At 73.2% G+C, this 22,898-nt stretch carries 22 protein-coding genes and 2 tRNA genes; 10 read left to right on the top strand and 14 right to left on the bottom strand.

The window, feature by feature from the left end:
* The first annotated feature begins 139 nt into the window (after positions 1-139).
* Together ACZ514_RS07725 and ACZ514_RS07720 are read left to right on the top strand one after the other, a co-directional pair.
* On the top strand, positions 140-2,530 hold the full coding sequence (locus ACZ514_RS07725; protein ID WP_468173478.1) for a ribonucleoside-diphosphate reductase subunit alpha: 2,391 nt from the start codon (positions 140-142) through the stop codon (positions 2,528-2,530).
* Positions 2,530-3,546 carry a ribonucleotide-diphosphate reductase subunit beta gene (locus tag ACZ514_RS07720; RefSeq protein WP_468173480.1) on the top strand — a complete coding sequence of 339 codons (1,017 nt, stop codon included), beginning with the start codon at positions 2,530-2,532 and terminating at the stop codon, positions 3,544-3,546. The genes ACZ514_RS07725 and ACZ514_RS07720 overlap by 1 nt, the downstream gene beginning before the upstream one ends.
* Here the strand turns inward: ACZ514_RS07720 and ACZ514_RS07715 are convergent.
* Complete coding sequence (locus ACZ514_RS07715) at positions 3,543-3,689, bottom strand: hypothetical protein (RefSeq protein ID WP_468173482.1); 147 nt, start codon at positions 3,687-3,689, stop codon at positions 3,543-3,545. The genes ACZ514_RS07720 and ACZ514_RS07715 overlap by 4 nt on opposite strands.
* Positions 3,690-3,770: 81 nt before the next feature.
* On the opposite strand from ACZ514_RS07715, the gene ACZ514_RS07710 reads away from it, so the two are divergent.
* Positions 3,771-4,739 (top strand): helix-turn-helix domain-containing protein, encoded by a 969-nt coding sequence (locus tag ACZ514_RS07710; RefSeq protein ID WP_469124335.1) that lies wholly within the window; start codon positions 3,771-3,773, stop codon positions 4,737-4,739.
* Positions 4,740-4,934: 195 nt separating this feature from the next.
* Here ACZ514_RS07710 and def read toward each other — a convergent pair whose 3' ends face one another.
* The 8 genes from def to ACZ514_RS07670 all read right to left on the bottom strand — a co-directional run bounded on the left by def (position 4,935) and on the right by ACZ514_RS07670 (position 12,599).
* Positions 4,935-5,570, bottom strand: a complete 636-nt coding sequence (def, locus tag ACZ514_RS07705; RefSeq protein ID WP_468173486.1) for a peptide deformylase — start codon at positions 5,568-5,570, stop codon at positions 4,935-4,937.
* A 58-nt stretch (positions 5,571-5,628) separates the two neighbouring features.
* Positions 5,629-6,624, bottom strand: a complete 996-nt coding sequence (locus ACZ514_RS07700; protein WP_468173488.1) for a tetratricopeptide repeat protein — start codon at positions 6,622-6,624, stop codon at positions 5,629-5,631.
* A gap of 128 nt (positions 6,625-6,752) precedes the next feature.
* Positions 6,753-8,048 (bottom strand): HD-GYP domain-containing protein, encoded by a 1,296-nt coding sequence (locus tag ACZ514_RS07695; RefSeq protein WP_469124334.1) that lies wholly within the window; start codon positions 8,046-8,048, stop codon positions 6,753-6,755.
* Entirely contained in the window at positions 8,045-9,502 is a 1,458-nt protein-coding gene (locus ACZ514_RS07690; RefSeq protein ID WP_469124333.1) for an HD-GYP domain-containing protein, read from the bottom strand. The genes ACZ514_RS07695 and ACZ514_RS07690 overlap by 4 nt, the downstream gene beginning before the upstream one ends.
* Before the next feature lie 195 nt (positions 9,503-9,697).
* On the bottom strand, positions 9,698-10,000 hold the full coding sequence (gene rsrA, locus ACZ514_RS07685) for a mycothiol system anti-sigma-R factor (protein ID WP_007266439.1): 303 nt from the start codon (positions 9,998-10,000) through the stop codon (positions 9,698-9,700).
* On the bottom strand, positions 9,997-10,641 hold the full coding sequence (locus ACZ514_RS07680) for a sigma-70 family RNA polymerase sigma factor (protein ID WP_007266438.1): 645 nt from the start codon (positions 10,639-10,641) through the stop codon (positions 9,997-9,999). Before ACZ514_RS07680 ends, rsrA begins: the two co-directional genes overlap by 4 nt.
* A gap of 359 nt (positions 10,642-11,000) precedes the next feature.
* Entirely contained in the window at positions 11,001-11,651 is a 651-nt protein-coding gene (locus ACZ514_RS07675) for an alpha/beta hydrolase family protein (protein WP_468173494.1), read from the bottom strand.
* Between the two features lie 132 nt (positions 11,652-11,783).
* Positions 11,784-12,599 (bottom strand): SOS response-associated peptidase, encoded by an 816-nt coding sequence (locus ACZ514_RS07670; protein WP_468173496.1) that lies wholly within the window; start codon positions 12,597-12,599, stop codon positions 11,784-11,786.
* A gap of 53 nt (positions 12,600-12,652) precedes the next feature.
* On the opposite strand from ACZ514_RS07670, the gene ACZ514_RS07665 reads away from it, so the two are divergent.
* The 4 genes from ACZ514_RS07665 (at position 12,653) to ACZ514_RS07650 (ending at position 16,236) form a co-directional block, all read left to right on the top strand.
* Complete coding sequence (locus tag ACZ514_RS07665) at positions 12,653-13,366, top strand: M50 family metallopeptidase (RefSeq protein ID WP_468173498.1); 714 nt, start codon at positions 12,653-12,655, stop codon at positions 13,364-13,366.
* Between the two features lie 53 nt (positions 13,367-13,419).
* Entirely contained in the window at positions 13,420-14,778 is a 1,359-nt protein-coding gene (gene aroA / locus ACZ514_RS07660) for a 3-phosphoshikimate 1-carboxyvinyltransferase (protein WP_468173500.1), read from the top strand.
* Between the two features lie 10 nt (positions 14,779-14,788).
* Positions 14,789-15,799 carry a ribosome small subunit-dependent GTPase A gene (gene rsgA, locus ACZ514_RS07655; protein WP_468173502.1) on the top strand — a complete coding sequence of 337 codons (1,011 nt, stop codon included), beginning with the start codon at positions 14,789-14,791 and terminating at the stop codon, positions 15,797-15,799.
* Between the two features lie 113 nt (positions 15,800-15,912).
* Positions 15,913-16,236, top strand: a complete 324-nt coding sequence (locus tag ACZ514_RS07650) for a DMT family transporter (protein ID WP_388933858.1) — start codon at positions 15,913-15,915, stop codon at positions 16,234-16,236.
* On the opposite strand, the gene ACZ514_RS07645 is transcribed toward ACZ514_RS07650, so the two are convergent.
* Entirely contained in the window at positions 16,202-16,768 is a 567-nt protein-coding gene (locus ACZ514_RS07645; protein ID WP_468696218.1) for a TetR/AcrR family transcriptional regulator, read from the bottom strand. The genes ACZ514_RS07650 and ACZ514_RS07645 overlap by 35 nt on opposite strands.
* 136 nt (positions 16,769-16,904) lie before the next feature.
* On the opposite strand from ACZ514_RS07645, the gene hisN reads away from it, so the two are divergent.
* A complete protein-coding gene (hisN, locus tag ACZ514_RS07640) occupies positions 16,905-17,711 on the top strand; it encodes a histidinol-phosphatase (RefSeq protein WP_469124332.1) in 807 nt (268 codons plus the stop codon).
* A 179-nt stretch (positions 17,712-17,890) separates the two neighbouring features.
* Complete coding sequence (locus tag ACZ514_RS07635) at positions 17,891-18,283, top strand: CBS domain-containing protein (RefSeq protein WP_468173507.1); 393 nt, start codon at positions 17,891-17,893, stop codon at positions 18,281-18,283.
* Positions 18,284-18,366: 83 nt separating this feature from the next.
* On the opposite strand, the gene ACZ514_RS07630 is transcribed toward ACZ514_RS07635, so the two are convergent.
* Entirely contained in the window at positions 18,367-19,836 is a 1,470-nt protein-coding gene (locus ACZ514_RS07630) for a catalase (RefSeq protein ID WP_469124331.1), read from the bottom strand.
* Between the two features lie 127 nt (positions 19,837-19,963).
* Here ACZ514_RS07630 and ACZ514_RS07625 point away from each other — a divergent pair, with 127 nt between their 5' ends.
* The gene (locus tag ACZ514_RS07625; RefSeq protein ID WP_388933871.1) at positions 19,964-20,380 is read left to right on the top strand and encodes a Fur family transcriptional regulator; all 417 of its coding nucleotides are present in this window, start codon (positions 19,964-19,966) and stop codon (positions 20,378-20,380) included.
* Between the two features lie 161 nt (positions 20,381-20,541).
* On the opposite strand, the gene ACZ514_RS07620 is transcribed toward ACZ514_RS07625, so the two are convergent.
* The 3 genes from ACZ514_RS07620 to ACZ514_RS07610 all read right to left on the bottom strand — a co-directional run bounded on the left by ACZ514_RS07620 (position 20,542) and on the right by ACZ514_RS07610 (position 22,845).
* Positions 20,542-20,615: transfer RNA gene (locus ACZ514_RS07620), tRNA-Met, on the bottom strand.
* 63 nt (positions 20,616-20,678) lie between these two features.
* Positions 20,679-22,535 carry a tetratricopeptide repeat protein gene (locus ACZ514_RS07615; protein WP_468173511.1) on the bottom strand — a complete coding sequence of 619 codons (1,857 nt, stop codon included), beginning with the start codon at positions 22,533-22,535 and terminating at the stop codon, positions 20,679-20,681.
* Positions 22,536-22,771: 236 nt separating this feature from the next.
* Positions 22,772-22,845 (bottom strand) — tRNA-Met (locus tag ACZ514_RS07610).
* Between the last annotated feature and the right edge of the window lie 53 nt (positions 22,846-22,898).

Below are 22,898 nucleotides of genomic sequence, written 5' to 3'. Positions count from 1 at the left end.
ACCGGGTGCCGACACGTCCGGGCTTCGCGGTTGGGCCGGTGGACGCCGTGCGGTGAGTACGCGATTCCGTCGCGCCCGCACGCGCCTCCCCCTGCCCCGATCCGCCGATGACCGGGCCGAGCGAGGGAGAGCTCCCGCCGTGACCATCGCGCCTTCCGCACCGCGCGCCGAGTCCGTTTCTGGCGACACCACCGAAGGCCCGGGGGCCGCGCTGCTGCGTACTCTCACCGAGCTGACCGCCGACCTCCCCGACACCGACCCCGGCCGGGTCGCCGCCGCCGCGCTGCGCGGACGCAGCTCCGCGGCCGACGAGGCCGAGCTGCGCGGGCTGGCCACCGAGGCCGCGGCGGGCCTGATCTCCGAGGACCCGGCCTACTCCCGCCTCGCCGCCCGCCTGCTGACGCTGGCCGTGGCCGACGAGGCCGCCGGCCAGGGCGCCACCTCCTTCGCCGAGTCCGTCGCCGTCGGCCACCGCGAGGGCCTGATCGCCGACCGGACCGCCGCGTTCGTCGCCGCGCACGCCGGCCGGCTGAACGCCCTGGCCGAGCACGCGCTCGCCGACGGCGCGGACGACCGGTTCGGCTTCTTCGGCCTGCGCACCCTGCACAGCCGCTACCTGCTGCGGCACCCGCACACCCGCCAGGTGATCGAGACCCCGCAGTACTTCATGCTGCGCGTGGCCTGCGGCCTCGCCGAGGACGAGAGCGTCCAGGCCGTCGAGGAAGTGGCCTCCCTCTACCGGCTGATGAGCCGCCTCGACTACCTGCCGTCCTCCCCCACGCTCTTCAACTCCGGCACCCGCCACCCGCAGATGTCCTCCTGCTACCTGCTGGACTCCCCGCTGGACGAGCTGGACTCGATCTACGACCGCTACCACCAGGTGGCCCGCCTCTCCAAGCACGCCGGCGGCATCGGCCTCTCGTACTCCCGCATCCGCGCCCGCGGTTCGCTGATCCGCGGCACCAACGGCCACTCCAACGGCATCGTGCCGTTCCTGAAGACCCTCGACGCCTCCGTCGCCGCCGTGAACCAGGGCGGGCGCCGCAAGGGCGCCGCGGCCGTCTACCTGGAGACCTGGCACGCCGACATCGAGGAGTTCCTGGAGCTGCGCGACAACACCGGCGAGGACCAGCGCCGCACGCACAACCTCAACCTCGCGCACTGGATCCCGGACGAGTTCATGCGCCGCGTGAACGCCGACGCCGACTGGTCGCTGTTTTCGCCGGCCGACGTCCCCGAGCTGGTGGACCTGTACGGCGAGGAGTTCGACGCCGCCTACCTCAAGGCGGAGGCGGCGGGCCTCGCGAAGAAGACCATGCCGGCCCGCGACCTGTACGGCCGCATGATGCGCACCCTCGCGCAGACCGGCCAGGGCTGGATGACCTTCAAGGACGCCTCGAACCGGACCGCGAACCAGACCGCGCTGCCCGGCACCGTCGTCCACTCCTCCAACCTCTGCACCGAGATCATCGAGGTCACCAACGACGGCGAGACCGCCGTCTGCAACCTCGGCTCGGTCAACCTCGGGGCGTTCGTCGCCGACGGCGAGATGGACTGGGAGCGCCTGGACGAGACCGTCCGCACGGCCGTGACCTTCCTCGACCGCGTCGTCGACATCAACTTCTACCCGACCGAGCAGGCCGGCCGCTCCAACGCCAGGTGGCGTCCGGTGGGCCTGGGCGCGATGGGCCTCCAGGACGTCTTCTTCAAGCTGCGCCTGCCCTTCGACTCCGCCGAGGCGAAGGCCCTGTCCACGCGGATCTCCGAGCGGATCATGCTGGCCGCGTACGAGGCCTCCTGCGACCTCGCCGAGCGCAGCGGCCCCCTCCCCGCCTGGGCCGAGACCCGTACCGCCCAGGGTGTCCTGCACCCCGACCACTACGGCGTCGAGCCCACCTGGCCCGAGCGCTGGGACGCCCTGCGCGCCCGGATCGCGAAGACCGGCATGCGCAACTCGCTGCTCCTCGCGATCGCCCCGACCGCGACGATCGCCTCCATCGCGGGCGTGTACGAGTGCATCGAGCCGCAGGTCTCCAACCTCTTCAAGCGCGAGACGCTCAGCGGTGAGTTCCTGCAGGTCAACGCCTACCTGGTGGAGGACCTCAAGGAGCTCGGGGTGTGGGACGCGCAGACCCGCGAGGCGCTGCGCGACTCCTCCGGCTCCGTCCAGGGCTTCGGCTGGATCCCGGCGGAGATCCGGGAGCTGTACCGCACGGCGTGGGAGATCCCGCAGCGCGGCCTGATCGACATGGCGGCGGCCCGTACCCCGTACCTGGACCAGAGCCAGTCGCTCAACCTGTTCCTGGAGACGCCCACCATCGGCAAGCTCAGCTCGATGTACGCGTACGCCTGGAAGCAGGGTCTGAAGACCACGTACTACCTGCGCTCCCGCCCGGCGACGAAGATCGCCCGCGCCGCGTCCGGCGCCGCCGCCGTCCCGGCCGCCGCCACCCCCCTCCCGCAGGCCCTCGACGCCGAGGCGCTGGCCTGCTCCCTTGAGAACCCCGAGTCCTGCGAGGCCTGCCAGTAATGAGCTCCAACGACCAGAAGAACCTTCTCGACCCGGGCTTCGAGCTGACCCTGCGTCCGATGCGCTACCCGGACTTCTACGAGCGCTACCGGGACGCGATCAAGAACACCTGGACGGTGGAGGAGGTCGACCTCCACTCCGACGTCGCGGACCTGGCGAAGCTGACGCCCTCCGAGCAGCACATGATCGGCCGTCTGGTGGCGTTCTTCGCGACGGGCGACTCGATCGTCGCGAACAACCTGGTGCTGACGCTGTACAAGCACATCAACTCCCCGGAGGCGCGCCTGTACCTGTCGCGCCAGCTGTTCGAGGAGGCCGTGCACGTCCAGTTCTACCTGACGCTGCTCGACACCTACCTGCCCGACCCCGACGACCGCGCGGCGGCCTTCGACGCGGTGGAGAACATCCCCTCCATCCGCGAGAAGGCGCAGTTCTGCTTCAAGTGGATGGACTCGGTCGAGAAGATCGACCGGCTGGAGACCGCCGCCGACCGGCGCCGTTTCCTGCTGAACCTGATCTGCTTCGCCGCGTGCATCGAGGGCCTGTTCTTCTACGGCGCCTTCGCGTACGTCTACTGGTTCCGCTCGCGCGGCCTGCTGCACGGTCTGGCGACGGGCACCAACTGGGTCTTCCGTGATGAGACCATGCACATGAACTTCGCGTTCGAGGTCGTGGACACGGTCCGCAAGGAGGAGCCGGAGCTCTTCGACGACGCCCTCCAGCAGCAGGTCACCGACATGCTGAAGGAGGCCGTCGAGGCGGAGCTGCAGTTCGGCCGCGACCTGTGCGGTGACGGCCTGCCGGGCATGAACACCGAGTCGATGCGCGCGTACCTGGAGTGCGTCGCCGACCAGCGCCTGGTCCGCCTCGGCTTCCCGCCGGTGTACGGCTCGCAGAACCCGTTCTCCTTCATGGAGCTCCAGGGCGTCCAGGAGCTGACGAACTTCTTCGAGCGCCGGCCGTCGGCCTACCAGGTCGCGGTGGAGGGCACCGTCGACCTGGACGAGGACTTCTAGGTCCCGGCCCGCGGCGGCCCCGGGCGGGCCGCCGCGGCGAGCCGGCGGTCGGTGCGGCGCTCGTGCAGGGCACCGGGCAGGACGGGGGCGAGGAGGAGCGCGGCCACGGCGAGGACGACCAGGTAGTCGAGGAGCGTGTTCATGCCTCAAAGATCGTCGGTACCGCCGGAACCGGACAGTGGCAGGACTGTCATGGAAGAGCGAATTACTGCCACACTGGCTCCATGCTGAAGAACGTGGCGGTGGCCCTCGTCGACGGAGTGGCGCCCTTCGAGTTCGGGATCTTCTGCGAGGTCTTCGGGATCGACCGGAGCGAGCAGGGACTGCCCGTGTACGACTTCGCGGTGTGCGCGGCCGAGGACGGGCCGCTGTCCATGGCGGACGTCGGTTTCGCCATCGCGCCGGCGCACGGGCTGGAGCGGCTGGAGGAGGCCGACCTGATCTGCCTGCCCGCCGACCGGCGGGCGCCGGTGCGGGACTACCCCGAGCCCTTCCTCGACGCCCTGCGCCGGGCCGTGGGCCGGGGGGCGCGGGTGCTCAGCGTGTGCTCCGGCGCCTTCGTGCTCGGTGCGGCCGGGCTGCTGGACGGGCGGCGCTGCACCACCCACTGGATGCACGCCCCGGCGCTGACCCGCCGCTACCCGGCGGCCCGGGTCGACCCGGACGTGCTCTACGTGGACGAGGGGGCGGTGGTCACCGCCGCCGGCACCGCCTCCGGCATCGACGCCTGCCTGCACGTGGTCCGCCAGGAGCACGGGGCCGAGGTGGCCAACACCATCGCCCGCCGGATGGTCGTACCGCCCCACCGCGACGGCGGGCAGGCCCAGTTCATCCGGCGGCCCCTCCCCCGCACCGCCTGTGACACCGTCGGCGAGGTGATCGGGTGGATGGCCCGCCACCTGGACGAGGAGATCACCGTCGAGCGGCTCGCGGAGCGGGCCCGCATGTCACCCCGGACCTTCGCCCGGCGCTTCCTCCAGGAGACGGGGACGACCCCCTACCAGTGGGTGCTGCGCCAGCGGGTGCTGCTGGCGCAGGAGTTGCTGGAGGCCACGGACGACACGGTGGACGCCATCGCGGGCCGCAGCGGCTTCGGGACCGCGGCAGCCCTGCGCCACCACTTCCTGCGGACCCTGGGCACCACCCCGAACACCTTCCGCCGCGCCTTCCGGGGACCTCGCGCCGCGGCCTGACCGGCGGTCCAACGGCCGGACCAACGGCCGGTTCCCGCCCATGACTTGACATTCCGGAGGGGCGGGTCTGGCCGCGGTCCGCAGACGGTGGTGTCATCCGGAGACGCCGGCCGCGCCCCGCACCCCCCACACGCGCGAGGGCCCCGCCTCCGGTTCCGGAGCGGGGCCTTCGTCCGTGTGCGGCGCGCGGCCGGATCAGTCGTTCGGGACGATCTCGTAGCGCGGGGTGTTCTCCGCCATCTGGCGCAGCGCGTCCTTGCGGTCGCGCTTGGAGAGGCGGTCGATGTACAGGTACCCGTACAGGTGGTCGGTCTCGTGCTGGAGGCAGCGCGCGAAGTAGCCGGTGCCGCGGACCTTGATCGGGTTGCCCCGGGCGTCCTGGCCGGTGACCTCGGCGTAGTCCGGGCGGGCCAGGGAGGCGTACGCGGTCGGGACCGACAGGCAGCCCTCGTTCGAGTCGTCCAGGACGCGGGAGCCGGCCGGCAGCTCGACGAGCTTCGGGTTGACCACCACGCCGGTGTGGCGCACGCCGTCGTCGTCCGGGCAGTCGTAGACGAAGACCTTGGCGTCGACGCCGATCTGGTTGGCGGCCAGGCCCACGCCCTCGGCGGTCTTCTGGCTGGCGAACATGTCGTCGATGAGCTGCGCCAGCTCGTCGCCGAACTCCGTGACGTCCTTGCACTCGCGGTGCAGCACCGGGTTGCCGACCACCGTGATCGGGCGGGACGTACCGCGCTCGCGGTGGGCGAGCTCGCGCGCCTCACAGTCCTCGGTGTCCACGACGTACCCCTCGTCGTCGATCGGGGTCACCTGGTTCTCCTGCTGCGCCATGTCCGCCGTACGCCTTCCCTCAAGTCCGTGGTGTGCCCGTACAGCCTACGGCCCTGGGTCAGCAGACTTCCTCGAGATCCCGCCACTCCCGGCTGTCCGGGCTGTCGGCGACCCAGCCGTCGAGCAGCCCGCGCACCAGGCCCGCCGGCGCCGCGATGCCGCATTCGCGCTCGGGCACCCACAGGGAGCCGGATCCGGCCGTGCGGTGGCCGAGCGGACCGGGGTGGCCCGGTTCGCTGTGGTCGTGCGGGTCCAGGTGGTCGCCGTTGCCCTCGCCGCTCGGCATCTCGCTCTCCGAACAGGTCCGGCACAGCAGCCGCACCGAGGAGGACCAGTCCTCGGCGGCGAAGCCGGCGTCCGAGGCCAGCTGCTCCAGGGCGTCGCGGTCGGCCTCGGTGGCCGCCTCCAGCAGCACCACCCAGGTCGGCACCGGCGAGGGGGCCCACAGCTCGATCTCGTCGAAGACGGGGTACGAGGGACCGGCCGCGGTGATCCGCTCGCCGTGCGGCACCCCGTCGTGCAGCACGACCTCGCCCCAGCGCCGTCCGGAGGAGGGCAGCGGGATGGACAGGACCTCCATGCGGGCTGGATCGAGCCTGCGGCCCCACACGACCTCGGCCTCGCCCTCGGGGGACAGCCGTACGGCGGCGCTGCCGAGCTCCATGCCCACCGGCTCGCCCGTCCCCGCCGTGCTGTGCGGGTCGCCGGGCACCTTCAGGCCGTACGCCTGCCAGGCCCGGCGGGCCAGCGGCCAGTCCTGGAGCGCGGTCGCGGCGATCCCGACGTTCCACCAGTCCGGGGCGCCGGTCTCCCGGTCGAGCAGGGCCACCGCGCGCAGCCCCGCCGCTCTGGCCTGCTCCCAGTCGTGCCGGAACTTGTGCAGCAGGGCCAGGTTGAACCAGGACTCGGACAGCCAGGGCTCCAGGTCCGCAGCCCTGGTCAGCAGCGCGCCCGCGTCCTCGTACCGACCGTCGCCGATCAGCGTGAACGCGCGGTCGGTGGCCTGCCGCCACGAAGCGGAGGGCCGATGCCGTACCTTCCCGAAGATCCTCACGATTCCCGCCTGCTTGGGGGCACCCCCCAGCGGTGGCTGGGGGACAGGTGCAGCCTTGCGCACACCCTCACGGACACTCCTACTGCATCCAACCATGCCCGCTCGGACAGCCGCTCATTACCCATGGGTTACCCCGGCGGAACGGCCCCGACCCCGCCCCGCCCTCCCCTGGCCAGAACCCTCGCCAGGGACTCCACGACCTCCGGCTGGTAGTCGCGCCCGGTGCCCAGGCGCAGCTGTTCGAGAGCGGCCAGTGAGCCGCCCGGGTGACGGCTCCCGCCCGCGAGGTCGTCGTACGCGTTGACCGCGCGCACGATCCGGGCGGCGAGGGGCTGCTCGCGGTAGGGGTCCGCCTGGCGTTCCACGATCACCGCGACCTCGGCCGGCACCCCGGTCTGGCGCGCCACCTCACCGCCCAGCTCGGCGATCCGGCGGGCTTCGGCGGCGGGCAGCTCCGCGGTGGCTCCGGCGGGGACCGGGTCGACCAGCGAGAGCTGGCCGATGTCGTGCATCAGCGCGGCGTACTCCAGCACGGTGAGCTCCCGTTCCGACAGGCCCAGCTCGCGCCCGACCTCGTGGCTCAGGGCGGCGACCCGGCGGGCGTGCCCGGGGGCGGTGTAGCCGGCGATCTCGGTGGCCCGGGCGAGGGAGGTGATGGTCTGGCGGTAGGTGGTGCGGACGGCGGTGATGCGGTGGAGGGACAGCTGGGTCAGCAGCAGCGGCACGCAGAAGACCGGCAGGGCCCACAGGCCCGCCACGGCCACCCCGAGGGCCATGACGACCCCGGTGGCGCAGATCGCCGAGCCGGTGCCGGGCAGGGCGCGCAGCTCGTCGCGGAGCAGCGGCCCGTACGGCCACCCGGTGCGGGCCCCGGCCGGGACGGCGGCGAGCACGGCGTCGCACAGGGCGGTGAGGCCCAGCAGGAGCAGCAGGAACAGGACGAGGTACGGGCCCTGCCCGAGGCGGTCGCCGAGCCGCCCGGAGTGGTGGAGCGGCTGGAAGCAGGCGGCGGCGAAGGCGACGGTGAGGACCCGGCGGGCCACGTGGTCCAGGGCCGGGCCGTGGCCCCGGGCGACGTGCGGGACGATCCCGGCGAGGGCGGCCGCGACGACGACGGCGACGGTCTGGAGGACCCCGTGGTGGGTGGGGTGCCCGGCGTTCTGCCCGAGCAGGGCGTACGCGAGGGCTCCGGCGGCGCCGAGCGGTGCGGGCTGGCGGAGCGCGGCGGGCCCGGCGCCCCCGGCGGAGGGGCCCGCCGGGCCGGGGCCGTGGTCGCGGCGGGCGAGTTCGCCGAGGGCGACCAGCGTGCCGAAGGCGAGGGCGGTACCGGGCTCCACGACGCCGGTCCACAGGGTGTGGCCCAGCCCGGCGGCCGCGAGCAGCCCGGCGGCGGCACGTACCGCCCAGACGGCGAGGGCCCTCACCGGCCGCCCCCGGCCCGCCCGGCCGGATCGGCGGTCCCGGTGCCCTGGGGCGGCATCGCGGTCCGCCCCCGCGGCGGCGGGCCCGGTGCGGCCGGGATGACCTGGAGGTCCGCGTCCGAGGTGACGACGGGGTGCCAGCCGTGCCGGCCGATGGCGGCGACCAGGGCCCGCACCATCGCCGGGTCGAACTGCGCGCCCGCGCAGCGCTCCAGCTCCGCCAGGGCGGTCTCCACCGGCCGGGCCCGGCTGTAGGAGCGGGTGGAGGTCATCGCGTCGAAGGAGTCGGCCACCGCCACCACCCGGGCCAGGACCGGGATCTGCTCCCCGCTCAGCCCGTACGGGTACCCGCGGCCGTCGACCCGCTCGTGGTGGTGCAGGATCGCCGACCGGGCCTCCCCGAGGAACCCGATGCCCCGCACCATCTCGTGTCCGTACTCGGGGTGCAGCTCGATGATCCTGCGCTCCTCCGGGGTCAGGGGCCCGTCCTTGCGCAGCAGCCGGGTCGGCACGCCCAGCTTGCCGACGTCGTGCAGGATCCCGGCGATCCGCACCACCTCGAGGCGGTCGCCGTCCATGCCCAGCTCGCGGGCGATCATGGCGGAGGCCTGGCCGACCCGTTCGCTGTGCCCGCGCGTGTAGCGGTCCTTGATGTCGACGGCCTGCACGAGGGCGCGGATCGTGGCCCGGTGCGCGGCGCTCTCGCGGTGGTACTGGGTGAAGACCCAGCAGGAGATGTACATCGGCAGCAGGACGAGCACCGCGGCCGGGAGCCCGTACGGGCTGCGCCACATGACGGCCATCATCAGTCCGGCGAGCCCGTGCACGCAGTACGGGGCCAGGGAGGCGGCGGTGCCGCGCCAGGCGGTGGCGGCGGGCCGGTGTTCGGCGGCGGCGAGGACGGCCCCGTCGAGGGCGGTGAGGACCAGGCAGAAGACGACGGCCGCGACGGCGGCGGGGAGCAGCACGTACGGGAAGTCGGCCACCACCCAGGCGGCGGGGCCGGCGTCCCGGCCGTTCGTCCCGGGCGGTCCGGCGCCCGCGCCGTCCCGGCCGGTGAGGGCCTGCGGGCCGCCGAGGAGCCCGTACGCCTGCCCGGCCGCCCACGCGGCCGTCGCCTGCTGTGCGGCGTGCCAGATCCGGCGCACGCGGGCGGGCCGCTGGACGACGCTCTGGACGAGTCCGCCCGGCAGGGCGACGAGCGCGGCGGCCGGCGGCGGGAGCAGGAAGACGGCGGCCATCACCACCGGGAGGAAGGAGCCGGTGCCCTCGGGGACGCGGCGGCCCAGGACGGGCAGGGCCCGTGCCCCCTCGCAGCCGACGGAGAGGAGGGCCAGCAGGGCGACGGCGGGCCAGGGCGTCGAGGCGCCCGCGAGGAGGGCGGGCGCGACGCAGGCCGCGGCGGCGAGCACGGCGGCCAGGACGCAGGCGCGCGCCGCCGGGGGCAGTACCCGCATGGCGCTCTCCTCCCCCAGGGGCCGGGAAAACCGGGTACCGGACACGAGCGGTACCGCGAGGGGAGAATAGGGCGGCCCCCGAACCGAGCGGGGCCCATTGTCGTATCGCGCCGTACGGGCGCCCCCGGATTAGCACCTTCGAGTGAACGAAGTGGAGTTCCGGGGGCGGCGGACCGGCGGAGGGAAGCCGGCCGTTCAGCCGGTCGCGGGCCCGGCGGTGATGTCGCCTTCGGGCACGGCCTGACCCGAACGGATCAGTTCGATCCGTCCCATGACCTTGGAGCGGAGGTCGCTCGGCACGTCGTCCGATCCGCAGCAGCGCTTGACCAGCTTCTTCACGGCCTGCTCCAGGCCGTACTTCTCGAGACAGGGATTGCATTCGCCGAAGTGGGTCTCGAACTTCGTGCAGTCACTGTCGGGCATCTCGTGGTCCAGGAACTCGTACAGATGGTCCAGGACCTCGGCGCACTCCGTCTCGTGCGGCTCTCCGCAGCTCATGAGCCCGAGCCTTTCAGGTCGTTCGACTCTCCCGCGCCGGCGGGTACCAGCCCGCGCTCACGGGCATAGTCCTCCAGCATTCCGCGGAGTTGACGGCGCCCACGGTGCAGCCGCGACATGACCGTACCGATGGGTGTACCCATGATGTCCGCGATCTCCTTGTACGCAAAGCCCTCTACGTCGGCAAGATAGACCGCGATGCGGAACTCCTCCGGAATGGCCTGGAGTGCTTCCTTCACGTCCGAATCGGGCAGGTGGTCGAGCGCCTGCGATTCGGCGGAACGCAAACCGGTCGACATGTGCGACTCGGCCCGCGCGAGCTGCCAGTCCTCGATCTCCTCGGCGGCACTGCGCTGCGGCTCCCGCTGCTTCTTGCGGTAGGAGTTGATGAACGTGTTGGTCAGGATGCGGTAGAGCCACGCCTTGAGGTTGGTGCCCTCGCGGAACTGGTGGAAGGACGCGTACGCCTTCGCGTAGGTCTCCTGGACCAGGTCCTCGGCGTCGGCCGGGTTGCGCGTCATGCGCAGCGCGGCGGAGTACATCTGGTCGAGGTAGCCGAGGGCGTCCCGCTCGAAGCGCGCGTTGCGCTCCGCGGTCGTCTCCTGTGCCTGGCCTTCGTCGGTCCCAGCGACAGGACCCACCTCCTCCGACAGCGTGGCGGCTCCGAAAGCGGATCCGCTCGAATCGGAGAATAGTCGACCATCCCGGCCCTCCGCCGCCCGAAGCGAACCGCGCTTGGGGGCGGGCAGCACCGTCCAGTCCAGGTCAGCGGCCTGCGGACGGTTCTGGCTGATGACCTGGGTCATGCGCTCCCTCTCCTCCGACGTCTTTCCCCTGCGTTCCGACACTCCCCACAACAGGCGGCCCCCGCAGGGCATTCCCCGGTGCGCCACGGGTCCCCGGCGTCCGGCGGGGTCCGCCGGGGGGCCGGGTGAGCGGGGTCACCCCGGAATCTGTCAGGTCCGGACCGGGGCCGGACTCCCCGCGCCGGGAACGGGGCTCAGCCGATGAGCCGGGCGAGCCACTCGGCCACCGCGCCGGTGATCACTTCCAGGGCCTCCTCCTGCGTCGGGCCGCCCTTCTTCGGCACGGCGAAACCGTGGTCGCCGCAGGCCACCTCCACCAGCTCGTACGGGTCCCCCGCGCCCGGCGGCGGGAACTCCTCCGGCCGTCCGAAGGGGTCCCGGCCGCCCTGCACCACCAGCGCGGGCCGTCCGGCGCCGAGCAGCTCCTCGGCGCGGGACTTCTCCGGCCTGCCGGGCGGGTGCAGCGGGAAGGCCAGCGCGAGCACACCGGCCGCGCCCAGCCCGGCGGCGGTGCGGCAGGCCACCCGGGCCCCGGCGCTGCGCCCGCCGGCCACCACGGGCGGGCCGGGCCGCTCCAGGGCGGGCCACAGGGCCCGCCAGCCCTCGTCCAGCACCTTGGGCGCGGCGGCGACCTTCTTGCCGGCGACCCGCCAGGGCTGCTCGACCAGGGCCACGGTGACGCCCCGGGCGGGGAGGGCGGCGGCCAGGGCCTGGAGGTCGCGGGCCTCGATGCCGCCGCCCGCGCCGTGGCCCAGGGCCAGCACCAGCCGGGCGGCGCGGGCGGTGTGCCAGGTGATCCGGGCCTCGCCGGCGGGGGTGCCGACGTTCTCGGTACGCGTGCTCATGGGCCCATCCTGCCGGGCGCGGGCCGCCTTCCCCGCCGCCCGGACCCGGGGCGTGTCGTCGCCCCAGGGCCGGGCAGGGCAGGGTGCTGACGGCCCCGGGAACCCCTGGCACCCCTGGCACCCCTGGCACCCCTAGAACAGGGTGGCCTCCTCCGGTGCCTCCAGTTCCCCGAGGAGTTCGGGCCCGTTGTTGCGTACGTTGCTCACGGCCGTGGCCACCGGGTACGCCCGCATCAGCCCGCCGGGCGGGGCCGCCAGCAGGTCCCGCAGGCCGTTCTCGTCGGTGCGGGCGGGGTCCAGCCAGGCGTCCCAGCGGTCCGGGGTCAGCATCAGCGGCATGCGGGGGTGGATCTCCGAGAGGGACCGCGGCCCCCCGGCGGGCGCCACCCCCAGCGGTGCGGTCTCGGCCTCGGCGGTGATCACCGAGCAGGTGGCCCACCAGGCCCGCGGGTGGTCGGCGGGCAGGGCCGCGTCGCGCCAGAACTCGTAGATCCCGGCCATCGCGAAGACCGAGCCGTCGGCGGGGAGCACGAAGTAGGGCTGTTTGCGGGCCCGCTTCCGCTTCCCCTCGACCTCCAGCCGCCGCTCGTCGTGCGCGGTGACCCACTCGTAGTACCCGTCGGCGGGGACGATGCAGCGGCGCTGCGCGAAGGCGCGGCGGAAGGAGGGCTTCTCGTGCAGGGTCTCGGACCGGGCGTTGATCATCCGGGCCGCGCCCTCCGGGTTCTGCGCCCAGGACGGCACCAGGCCCCACTTCAGCACCCGCAGCTGGCGAACCGGACGCGGATCCCGGGCGTCCTTCAGGGGACGGTCGAGGACGACGTGGACCTCCTTCGTCGGCGCCACGTTCCAGTCGGGGGCCAGGGTCTCGCTCGGCTCCCACCGCTCGATCCCGAATATTTCCGCCAGCTCCCGGGGCGTCCGACTCGCCGCAAACCTTCCGCACATGGCTGACACACTGCCATGGCACCGATACCCGACCGCAAGGAGTCCGCCACTCCATGGACAGCAGCACGACGGCCGGCCTCTGGGACCGGCTCACCGGAATACAGGCCTCGCCCCCGTGGTGGCTGGTCGTGGCGACGGGACTGGCCGCGCTCGCCGTCGTCGCGCCGCGGCCGGTGTGGCTGCTCTCCCGCAACGCGATCACCATCGCGCACGAGGGCGGCCACGGGCTGCTCGCCCTGCTGACCGGGCGACGGCTCACCGGGATCCGGCTGCACTCCGACACCAGCGGGCTCACCCTCAGCTGGGGCAAGCCGACCGGGATCGGCATGGTCCTGATGCTCGCCGCCGGCTACACGGCGCCCGCGCTGCTGGGCCTGGGCGGCGCGGCCCTGCTGGCGGCGCACCGGATCACGCTGCTGCTGTGGGCGGCGACCGCGCTGCTGCTGGCGATGCTGGTGATGGTCCGCAACGCGTACGGGCTGCTGACGGTCGTCCTGACCGGCGGGGCCTTCCTGCTGGTGTCGTGGAAGGCCCCCGAAGCGGTGCAGGCGGCGTTCGCGTACGCGGTGGTGTGGTTCGCCCTGCTCGGCGCGGTGCGGCCGGTGTTCGAGCTCCAGGCCCAGCGCCGCGGCGGCGGAGCGCCGGAGTCCGACGCCGACCAGCTGGGCCGGCTCACGCACGTGCATCCCGTCGCCTGGCTGCTCCTGTTCCACACGGTCACCCTGTGCTGCCTCATCGGCGGCGGGCGCTGGCTGCTCGCCCTCTGAGACGGGGCAGCGATCCAGGTCCGGGGCCGTGGGGAGCCACTAAAGTAAGGGCCATGACCGACACCCCCGCGCTTCCCGACCTCTGGCCCGCTCCGTTCGCGGACGGGGCCGTCCACGCCACCGTCACCGTGCCGGGGTCCAAATCGGTCACCAACCGCGCACTCGTGCTCGCCGCCCTCGCGGCCGAGCCGGGCTGGGTGCGCCGCCCGCTGCGCTCGCGCGACTCCCAGCTGATGTCGGACGCCCTGCGGGCGCTGGGCGTCGGCATCGAGGAGACCGTCTCCTCCAGCTCCGCCGACGGCGACAGCGGCGAGGCCTGGCGGATCATCCCGGCCGCCCTGCACGGCCCGGCCACCGTCGACGTCGGCAACGCGGGCACCGTCATGCGCTTCCTGCCGCCCGTGGCCACCCTGGCCGACGGCGACATCCGCTTCGACGGCGATCCGCGCTCCTACGAGCGGCCGCTCGGCCAGGTCATCACGGCCCTGCGCACCCTCGGCGCCCGGATCGACGACGACGGCCGGGGCGCACTGCCCATGACCGTCCAGGGCGGCGGGGCCCTGGAGGGCGGCACGGTGGAGATCGACGCCTCCAACTCCTCCCAGTTCGTCTCCGCGCTGCTGCTGTCCGCGCCGCGCTTCAACCAGGGCGTCGAGGTCCGGCACGTGGGCGGCAAGCTGCCCTCCCTGCCGCACATCCGGATGACCGTGGACATGCTGCGCGCGGCGGGCGCCCAGGTCGACACCCCCGAGGCCGGCGGCGAGAAGGACGTGTGGCGGGTGACGCCCGGCGCGCTGCTCGGCCGGGACATGGTCGTCGAGCCCGACCTCTCCAACGCCCAGCCCTTCATGGCCGCGGCGCTGATCACCGGCGGTTCGGTCACCATCCCGGACTGGCCGGCGCGCACCACGCAGCCCGGTGACGCGCTGCGCGAGATCTTCACCGCGATGGGCGGCTCCTGCGAGCTGACCGAGGCCGGTCTGGTCTTCACCGGCACCGGCAAGATCCACGGCATCGACGTGGACCTGACCGAGGTCGGCGAGCTGACCCCGGGCATCGCGGCCGTCGCGGCCCTGGCCGACTCGGAGTCGGTCCTGCGCGGGGTGGCGCACCTGCGGCTGCACGAGACGGACCGGCTGGCGGCGCTGACCGCGGAGATCAACGGTCTCGGCGGTGACGTCACGGAGACCGAGGACGGTCTGCGCATCCGCCCGCGCACGCTGCACGGCGGCGTGTTCCACACGTACGACGACCACCGCATGGCCACCGCGGGAGCGGTGATCGGCCTCGCGGTGCCGGGCGTGGAGATCGAGAACGTGGCGACGACCGCGAAGACCCTGCCGGACTTCCCCCGGATGTGGACCGACATGCTCGGTCGAGCTCCGCAAGGCACGACGGGAGCGGGAGCGTAGGGGCCCCGTCATGCGCAGGTACGGCAAGCACACCGACGAGGACGACATCCGCCAGCGCCCGAACCCCAAGGGCAACCGGGCCAGGACCAGCATCCGGCCCAAGCACGAGGACGCCGCCGACGGCTTCGTCCTCACCGTGGACCGCGGCCGGCTGACCTGCCTGGTCGAGGACCGCAAGGTCACCGCCATGAAGGCCCGTGAGCTGGGACGCAAGGCGGCGGTGGTCGGTGACCGGGTCTCGCTGGTCGGTGACCTGTCGGGCAAGAAGGACACCCTCGCGCGGATCGTGCGGATCCAGGAGCGCAAGTCCGTCCTGCGGCGCACCGCGGACGACGACGACCCGTACGAGCGGGTGGTCGTCGCCAACGCCGACCAGCTGGCCATCGTCACGGCGCTGGCGGACCCGGAGCCCCGGCCCCGGATGATCGACCGCTGTCTGGTGGCCGCGTACGACGCCGGGCTGGAGCCGCTGCTGGTGCTGACGAAGTCCGACCTGACCTCGGCGGACAAGATCCTGGAGGTCTACTCGACCTTCGGCCTGAAGTACGTGGTCACCAACCGCGAGGAACTGGCGACGGGCGACGCGGCCGAGCGGGTGCGCGAGCTCCTGGAGGGCCGGATCACCGCCTTCGTCGGCCACTCCGGCGTCGGCAAGACCACCCTGGTCAACTCGCTGGTCGCCGAGGGCCGCCAGCGGGCCACCGGTCATGTCAACGCCGTGACCGGCCGCGGCCGGCACACCACCACCTCGGCGCTCGCGCTGCCGCTGCCCTCCGGGGACGGCTGGGTCATCGACACCCCGGGCGTGCGCTCCTTCGGTCTGCACCACGTGGACCCGTCCCGGGTGGTGCTGGCCTTCCCCGACCTGGTGCCGGGGACCGAAGAGTGCCCGCGCGCGTGCAGTCACGACGAGCCGGACTGCGCGCTGGACCGGTGGGTGGAGGAGGGTCACGCGGACCCCGCGCGGCTGTATTCGCTGCGGCGGCTCCTCCAGACCCGCGAGCGCCGTGAGGGCGACTGACGGCGGACCGGCGGCAGGCCGGCCGTCCGGTGGGGTTTGCCGCCGCCCCCGTCCGGTGAATGCATAATCGCATCACGTGACGCCGGGTCACCTGATGCGGGGAGGCGTACGCCATGGCGTGGCTGCTGGTCGTGGTCGCCGGGATCCTGGAGACGGGTTTCGCGGTGTGCCTCAAGCTGTCGCACGGTTTCACCCGGCTGTGGCCGACGATCGCCTTCGCGTGCTTCGCGCTCGGCAGCTTCGGGCTGCTCACCCTCGCGCTGAAGAAGCTGGACGTGGGACCGGCGTACGCGGTGTGGACGGGCATCGGGGCGGCCGGGACGGCCATCTACGGCATGGTCTTCCTCGGCGACCTGGTCTCCACCCTCAAGCTCGTCTCGATCACGCTGGTGATCATCGGGGTCATCGGCCTCCAGCTCTCCGGTTCGGCGCACTGAGCAGCCGCAGCAGTTCCACCGCCGCCGGGTCCTGGTCCGGCGTCCCGGGCGCGACCACGTAGGACAGCGCGAGGCGTACGGCGAGCTCGCAGCGGCGGGGCGGCTCCTGCGGCAGCGCGGCGGCGGCCCGGTCGCGGGCCGCCCGGGTCAGCTCCCCCGGCCCGAGCGCCTGCCGGCTCCCGGCGGGGGGCGGCGCCGGCAGCCCCGGCCCCCAGGAGCCGGTCAGCAGGGCCCGTACGAGGACCCTTGCGCGGGCCGCCCGGACGGTCCACTCGGCGACGGCGGCGAGCCGCTCGGCGGGGCCGCGGTCGTCCGGCGCGGCCAGCGCCCGGTCCACGCCGTCCAGGTACCAGTCGGCGGCCCGGCGCACGAGGGCGCGGCCCAGGCCCGCCTTGCCGCCGAACTCGTTGTAGAGGGTCTGGCGCGACACGCCGGCGGCGGCCGCGACCTCGACCATCCGCACGGCCGGCCAGGGCCGGGAGGCGAGCGCGGCCTCGGCCGCCTGCAGCAGGGACTCTCGGGCCGTCGCCATCGCCACCTCCCCACTGGTCCGCCGACCGGGCTCCAGCCACCAGAGTTGACGGGCCGCCAGATCCCGTCAAGGGCGCGTCCCGGCCGCACCGTGGACCTCGTTCGCCGGGCCCGGCGAGTGTCGATACTGTTCGGCCATGTCCACGTATGCCGATGACCTGCGCCTCGCCCTCGAACTCGCCGACGCCGCGGACGCCGCCACGATGCGCCGATTCCGCGCCCTCGACCTCCAGGTCGAGACCAAGCCGGACATGACCCCGGTGAGCGAGGCCGACAAGGCCGCCGAGGAGGTCGTCCGGGCGGGGATCCTGGCCGCGCGGCCCGACGACGCGATCCTCGGCGAGGAGTACGGGCTGATGGGCGGGGGCCCGCGCCGCTGGGTCGTGGACCCGATCGACGGCACGAAGAACTACGTGCGCGGCGTCCCCGTCTGGGCGACGCTGATCTCGCTGATGGAGGAGGCCGGTGACGGGGTCTTCCGTCCCGTCGTCGGCGTGGTCTCGGCCCCGGCGCTCGGCCGCCGCTGGTGGGCCTCGCAGGGCGGGGGCGCCTTCGCGGGCGGCGCGCTGGGCGAGCCGGCCGGGCCGATCGCCGTGTCGAGGGTGGCCTCGCTGGGCGACGCCTCGTTCGCCTATTCCTCGCTGAGCGGCTGGGAGCAGCAGGGCCGGCTGCCGGGCTTCCTGGACCTGACCCGCGCGTGCTGGCGCACGCGGGCGTACGGCGACTTCTGGCCGTACATGATGGTCGCGGAGGGCTCGCTGGACCTGTGCGCCGAGCCGGAGCTGAACCTGTGGGACATGGCGGCCATCGCGGTCGTGGTCCAGGAGGCGGGCGGCCGCTTCACCAGCCTGGACGGGGTGGACGGCGTGGACGGCGGCAACGCGGCGGCCTCGAACGGCCTGCTGCACGAGGAGATGCTGGGGTACCTCGGCCGCACCGTCTGAGAGCCCGCCGGGCGCGGCGCCCGTGCGCGCCGTGCGTACCCCCTTGATGACTTTCCGTGTGCGTGGGACTCTGAGGATCCCCCCGCTTGTGCGCTTGTGAATCACTTCTCTAAGGCGAGGTCGTTTCACCGCCGCACCCACCCGGGCGGGGGGCTCACCCCCAGGAGGTGGCTCCCTTCATGCTCGTCCGTGACGCCATGAGCACCGTGATCCTCACCCTCGGACCCGCCCACTCCCTCCGCCAGGCGGCCTGCCTGATGTCCGGGCGGCGCGTCGGCGCGGCCGTCGTCCTCGACCCCGACCACAGCGGCATCGGCATCCTGACCGAGCGCGACATCCTGAACTCGATCGGCGCCGGACACGACCCCGACCGGGAGTCGGTGGGCGCCCACACCACGAACAACGTCGTCTTCTGCACCCCCGACGCCACCGTGCGGGAGGCCGCCGAGGCCATGGTCCACGGCGGGTTCCGGCACCTGATCGTGCTGGAGGACGGCGGCCCGGTCGGCATCGTCTCCGTCCGCGACGTCATCCGCTGCTGGGTACCGGCCCGCCGGGCCGTGCCCGCGTAACCCGCCCGCACCACGGATGACGGCGGGCCGGAACCCCGGCGAAGGGGTTCCGGCCCGCCGTCCCGCTCCGGCGAGCGGCCGGGTCAGCCGCGGAGGGCCTGGACCGCGGCTTCGAGCCGCTTGCCGAAGCCCTCGTCCGCCCGGCGGAAGTTGTCGATCGCCCGCTCGATGATGTCGTCACGGGACACCTTGGCGATGAAGCCGGACAGGTTCTCGATCAGGCGGGACTTCTCGTCCTCGGAGAAGAGGCGGTAGAGGTCGCCCGCCTGGACGAAGTCGTCGTCCTCGGCGTGCGCGGGGGTGGCGTGGTTGCCCGTGCCGCCGGTGACGGGGGTGGACTGCCACAGCGGGCGGCCCGTCTGGAAGGGGCCGCCGAAGCTGTTCGGCTCGTAGTTCTTGGCGCCCTTGTGGCGGCCGTCGTACAGGTGGCCGTCACGGGAGTGGGTGCGCGCCTCGGTGGCGTGCGGACGGTTCACCGGCAGCTGGTCGGCGTTGATGCCGACGCGGTAGCGGTGGGCGTCGCCGTACGCGAAGAGACGGCCCTGGAGCATCTTGTCCGGGGAGGGACCGATGCCGGGGACGAAGTGCGCCGGGGAGAAGATGGACTGCTCGACCTCGGCGAAGATGTTCTCCGGGTTGCGGTTGAGCTCCAGTTTGCCGATCTCGATCGGCGGGTAGTCGGCGTGCGGCCACACCTTGGTGAGGTCGAACGGGTTGAAGCGGTAGCTCTCCGCCTCGGCCGCAGGCATGATCTGGACCTGCACGGTCCAGCTCGGGAAGTCGCCGCGCTCGATGGACTCGCGCAGGTCGCGCTGGTGGGAGTCGGGGTCCTCGCCGGCGAGCCGGTTGGCCTCGGCCTGGGTGAGGTTCCTGATGCCCTGGTCGGTCTTGAAGTGGTACTTGACCCAGAAGACCTCGCCGGCCTCGTTGTTCCACTGGAACGTGTGCGAGCCGTAGCCGTTCATGTGGCGGTAGGAGGCGGGTATGCCGCGGTCGCCGAAGAGCCAGGTCACCTGGTGGGTCGACTCGGGCGACAGGCCCCAGAAGTCCCAGACGTTGTCCGCCTCCTGCGAGCCGGTGTACGGGTCGCGCTTCTGGGTGTGGATGAAGTCGGGGAACTTGATGGCGTCCCGGATGAAGAAGACCGGGGTGTTGTTGCCGACGAGGTCGTAGTTCCCCTCTTCGGTGTAGAACTTCAGCGCCCAGCCGCGCGGGTCACGGCGCGCGTCCGCGCCGCCGAGGCTGTCCGCGACGGTGGAGAAGCGCAGGAACGTTTCGGTCTTCTTGCCGACCTCGGAGAGGAACGCGGCGCGGGTGTACCGGGTGACGTCCGCCGTCACCGTGAAGGTGCCGTAGGCGCCGGCACCGCGGGCGTGCACCACGCGCTCCGGGATGCGCTCGCGGTTGAAGTGCGCGAGCTTCTCCAGCAGGAGCTGGTCCTGGACCAGAACGGGGCCACCGACGCCGGCCGTCTCGCTGTTCTGGTTGTCGGCGACCGGAGCCCCGGCCTCCGTGGTGAGCGGTCCCTGCGTCACGTGCGCCTCCTGCGTCATTCCTGCATGTCCTGTCCTGGGCGTTTGCCGTACCCGATCCTACAATGGACATTGTCTAAGTCAATCAGCAATCCAAGTCCGTACCAGTTCGGGATCTGCACCGGATCGCCGCTGTTAGGCTGGCTGTATGAGTGACCTGCTGGAACGACTCCGCGGACGCGGCTGGCGCATGACGGCCCAGCGCCGCGTCGTGGCCGAGGTGCTCGACGGTGACCACGTGCACCTGACGGCAGACGAGGTGCACGCACGCGCTGTGACCAAACTGCCCGAGATTTCTCGAGCGACGGTCTACAACACCTTGGGCGAACTCGTTTCGCTCGGCGAGGTGCTGGAAGTCTCGACGGACCGGCGGGCGAAGCGGTACGACCCGAACGCCCACCGCCCCCACCACCACCTGGTATGCGCCCAGTGCGGCGCCATCCGCGACGTCCACCCGGCGGGCGACCCGCTGGCCGACCTGCCCGACGGCGAGCGCTTCGGCTTCGTGGTCTCCGCGGTCGAGGTGACGTACCGCGGGGTGTGCCCGAACTGCGCGGGCGCCTGACGGACGCACGGACACACGACACACGGAAGGGCCGGGGGCCGGACCCCCGGCCCTTCCGCATGACCCCTACGCGTCCTCCCGCCACCGGCGGGGCGTTCCCGTTTCGCGTTCGGAAACGACTCGAGGCCCGGATCCATGGGATCCGGGCCTCGGGCCTTCAGTAGCGGGGACAGGATTTGAACCTGCGACCTCTGGGTTATGAGCCCAGCGAGCTACCGAGCTGCTCCACCCCGCGTCGGTAAACCTGACTCTACGGGAAGCCACCCGGCAGATGCAAATCAGTCGCGCGGAGGCACCGCTAGGCCGAGAGCTCCTCGGCCAGCGCGTCGCGCAGCCGGGCGGCGCGCTCGGACACCTCGGCCGGGCCCAGCTCCATGGCCCGTACGCACCACTTCTGTCCCTCGGCGAGGTCCCCGTGCCGGGCCGCGAGCAGCCCGAGCCGCAGGGCCGCCCGGCCGTGCCCGGCGACCGCCGCGCGGGTCCACCACAGGGCCGCCTCGGGTTCGTTGCCCTCGCGGGCCAGCAGCAGCCCGAGGTTGAAGGCGCCGTTGCGCGAGCCTGCCTCCGCCGCCTCCCGGTACCACCGTGCGGCCACGGCGAGGTCGCCCCGGGCGGCGGCGAGCATCCCGACCCGCACCTGCGCCCGCCGGTGGCCCTGCTCGGCGGCGCGGGCGTACCACTCCTCGCTCTCGCTGCGGGCGCCGCCGCCCGCGGGCTCGCCGAGGGCCACGGGCTCCGGGGGCGGGGCCAGCGACTCCAGCAGGGAGGCCAGCCGGAAGGCCGCCTCGGCGCTGCCGCCGCCCGCCGCGCACCGCAGGTGCCGCTCGGCGGCCCGCTCCTCGCCGTCGCGCACCAGGGCGATCCCGACCTGGAGCGCCGCGTCGGTGTGCCCGGCGGCGGCGGCCCGCTCGTACCACTTCAGGGCGGCGCGGTCCTCGTCCCGGCTGGCGAAGAGGATCCCGAGGTTGAAGGCGGCGTCGACGCTGCCGGCCTCCGCAGCCTTGGAGAACCACGGCTCGGCACCGGCCGCATCCCCGGCCTGGAGCAGCATGATCGCCAGCGCGTTGGCGGCCTCGCGGTGGCCCGCGTACGCCGCCCGGCGGTACCACTGCTCGGCCTGCGCCGTCCGCTCCTGCGCGGCGCAGAGCAGGGCGAGGTTGTAGGCGCCGTTCTGGTCGCCGGCGTCCATCGCGGCCCGGTACCACTTCTCGGCGGTCTGGGTCTCGCCCCGGGCGGCGTGCAGCGCGCCCAGGGCGTTCGCCGCGTTGCCGTCGCCGTCCTGGGCGGCCCGGTGCCACCACGCGGCCGCGCTGTCCTCGTCGCCGGCGTCGCGCAGCAGGAAGCCGAGGGCGCACGCGGCGCGGGCCTCGCCCTGCTTGGCGGAGCTCAGGTACCAGCGGCCGGCCTCCTTCAGCTCGCCGCGGGCCTCCAGCAGGGCGCCCAGGTGCAGCCCGGCGCGCCGGTGTCCGCGCGCGGCGGCCTGGCGGTACCACTGCTCGGCCTCGGCCGGGTCGCCCTTGCGCAGGTGACGGGCCAGGCGGTACGCGGCCTCGCGGTGCCCCTGTTCGGCGGCGGCCCGGAACCAGCGCTCGATGCCCTTGTCCCCGCGGTGTTCGAGCAGGTCGGCCAGGGCGTACGCGCCCAGGGCGTGGCCGGACTCCGCCGCCTGGCGCAGCCAGTACTCGGCGGCGGGCTCGTCCCCGCGCTCGCGGTAGTGGCGGCCCAGGGCGTGCGCGGCGGGGGCGGAGCCGGCGACGGCGGCGACCCGCCACCAGCCGGCGGCCTCGTCGGGGTAGCCGCGCTGGAGGAGCAGGACGCCGAGGTTGTTGGCGGCGGCGCGGTCGCCCGCGGCGGTGGCTCCGCGCAGGTAGGGCTCCGCCCCGGCCAGGTCGCCGCGGCGCAGCAGCAGGGCGCCGAGCACGCTCATGGCGCCCGGGTCGCCCTTGTCGGCGGCCACGCGGTGGCGGGCCTCCAGCTCGGCGTCGGTGGCGCCCTCGGCGTCCCCGAAGGCTTCTGCCGCGAAATCCGCATCGGTCAGTGCGGTCTGCGCGTTAACAGTCGGAGCGGCCTCGCCCGTTCCCACGCCCGGCTCGGCCTCCGCCCTCACAAACCGCCCTGTCTCCAGCAGAGTTGACCTGTCCCCCATAAATCCCATCGTCGCATCACCTGCTACCCGCGTACACCTGGTATGTCGCAGCCAGTGAGGTCACTACAGCGTTTTGTCGACATGCCCACAGAGAGACAAGTCAAACACGTTCCCACCCCAACTCACCCGTCCCAGTGACCCCGTGTCTCCCCCGCGCGGCCCTTTCGGCCGGCCGTCCTCGACAGGCGGTCCGGGCGGGCATGACGAAGGCCCGGATCCCATGGGATCCGGGCCTTCGTCTTCAGTAGCGGGGACAGGATTTGAACCTGCGACCTCTGGGTTATGAGCCCAGCGAGCTACCGAGCTGCTCCACCCCGCGTCGGTGAAACCACAGTATCACGACGCGGGACGGAGCCATTACCGGCTTTCGCG

It is taken from the genome of Streptomyces sp. NPDC034086 (genome assembly GCF_055575515.1).
Note: the sequence above shows the minus strand (reverse complement) of the source record. Positions and strands in the feature narration are given on the sequence as shown.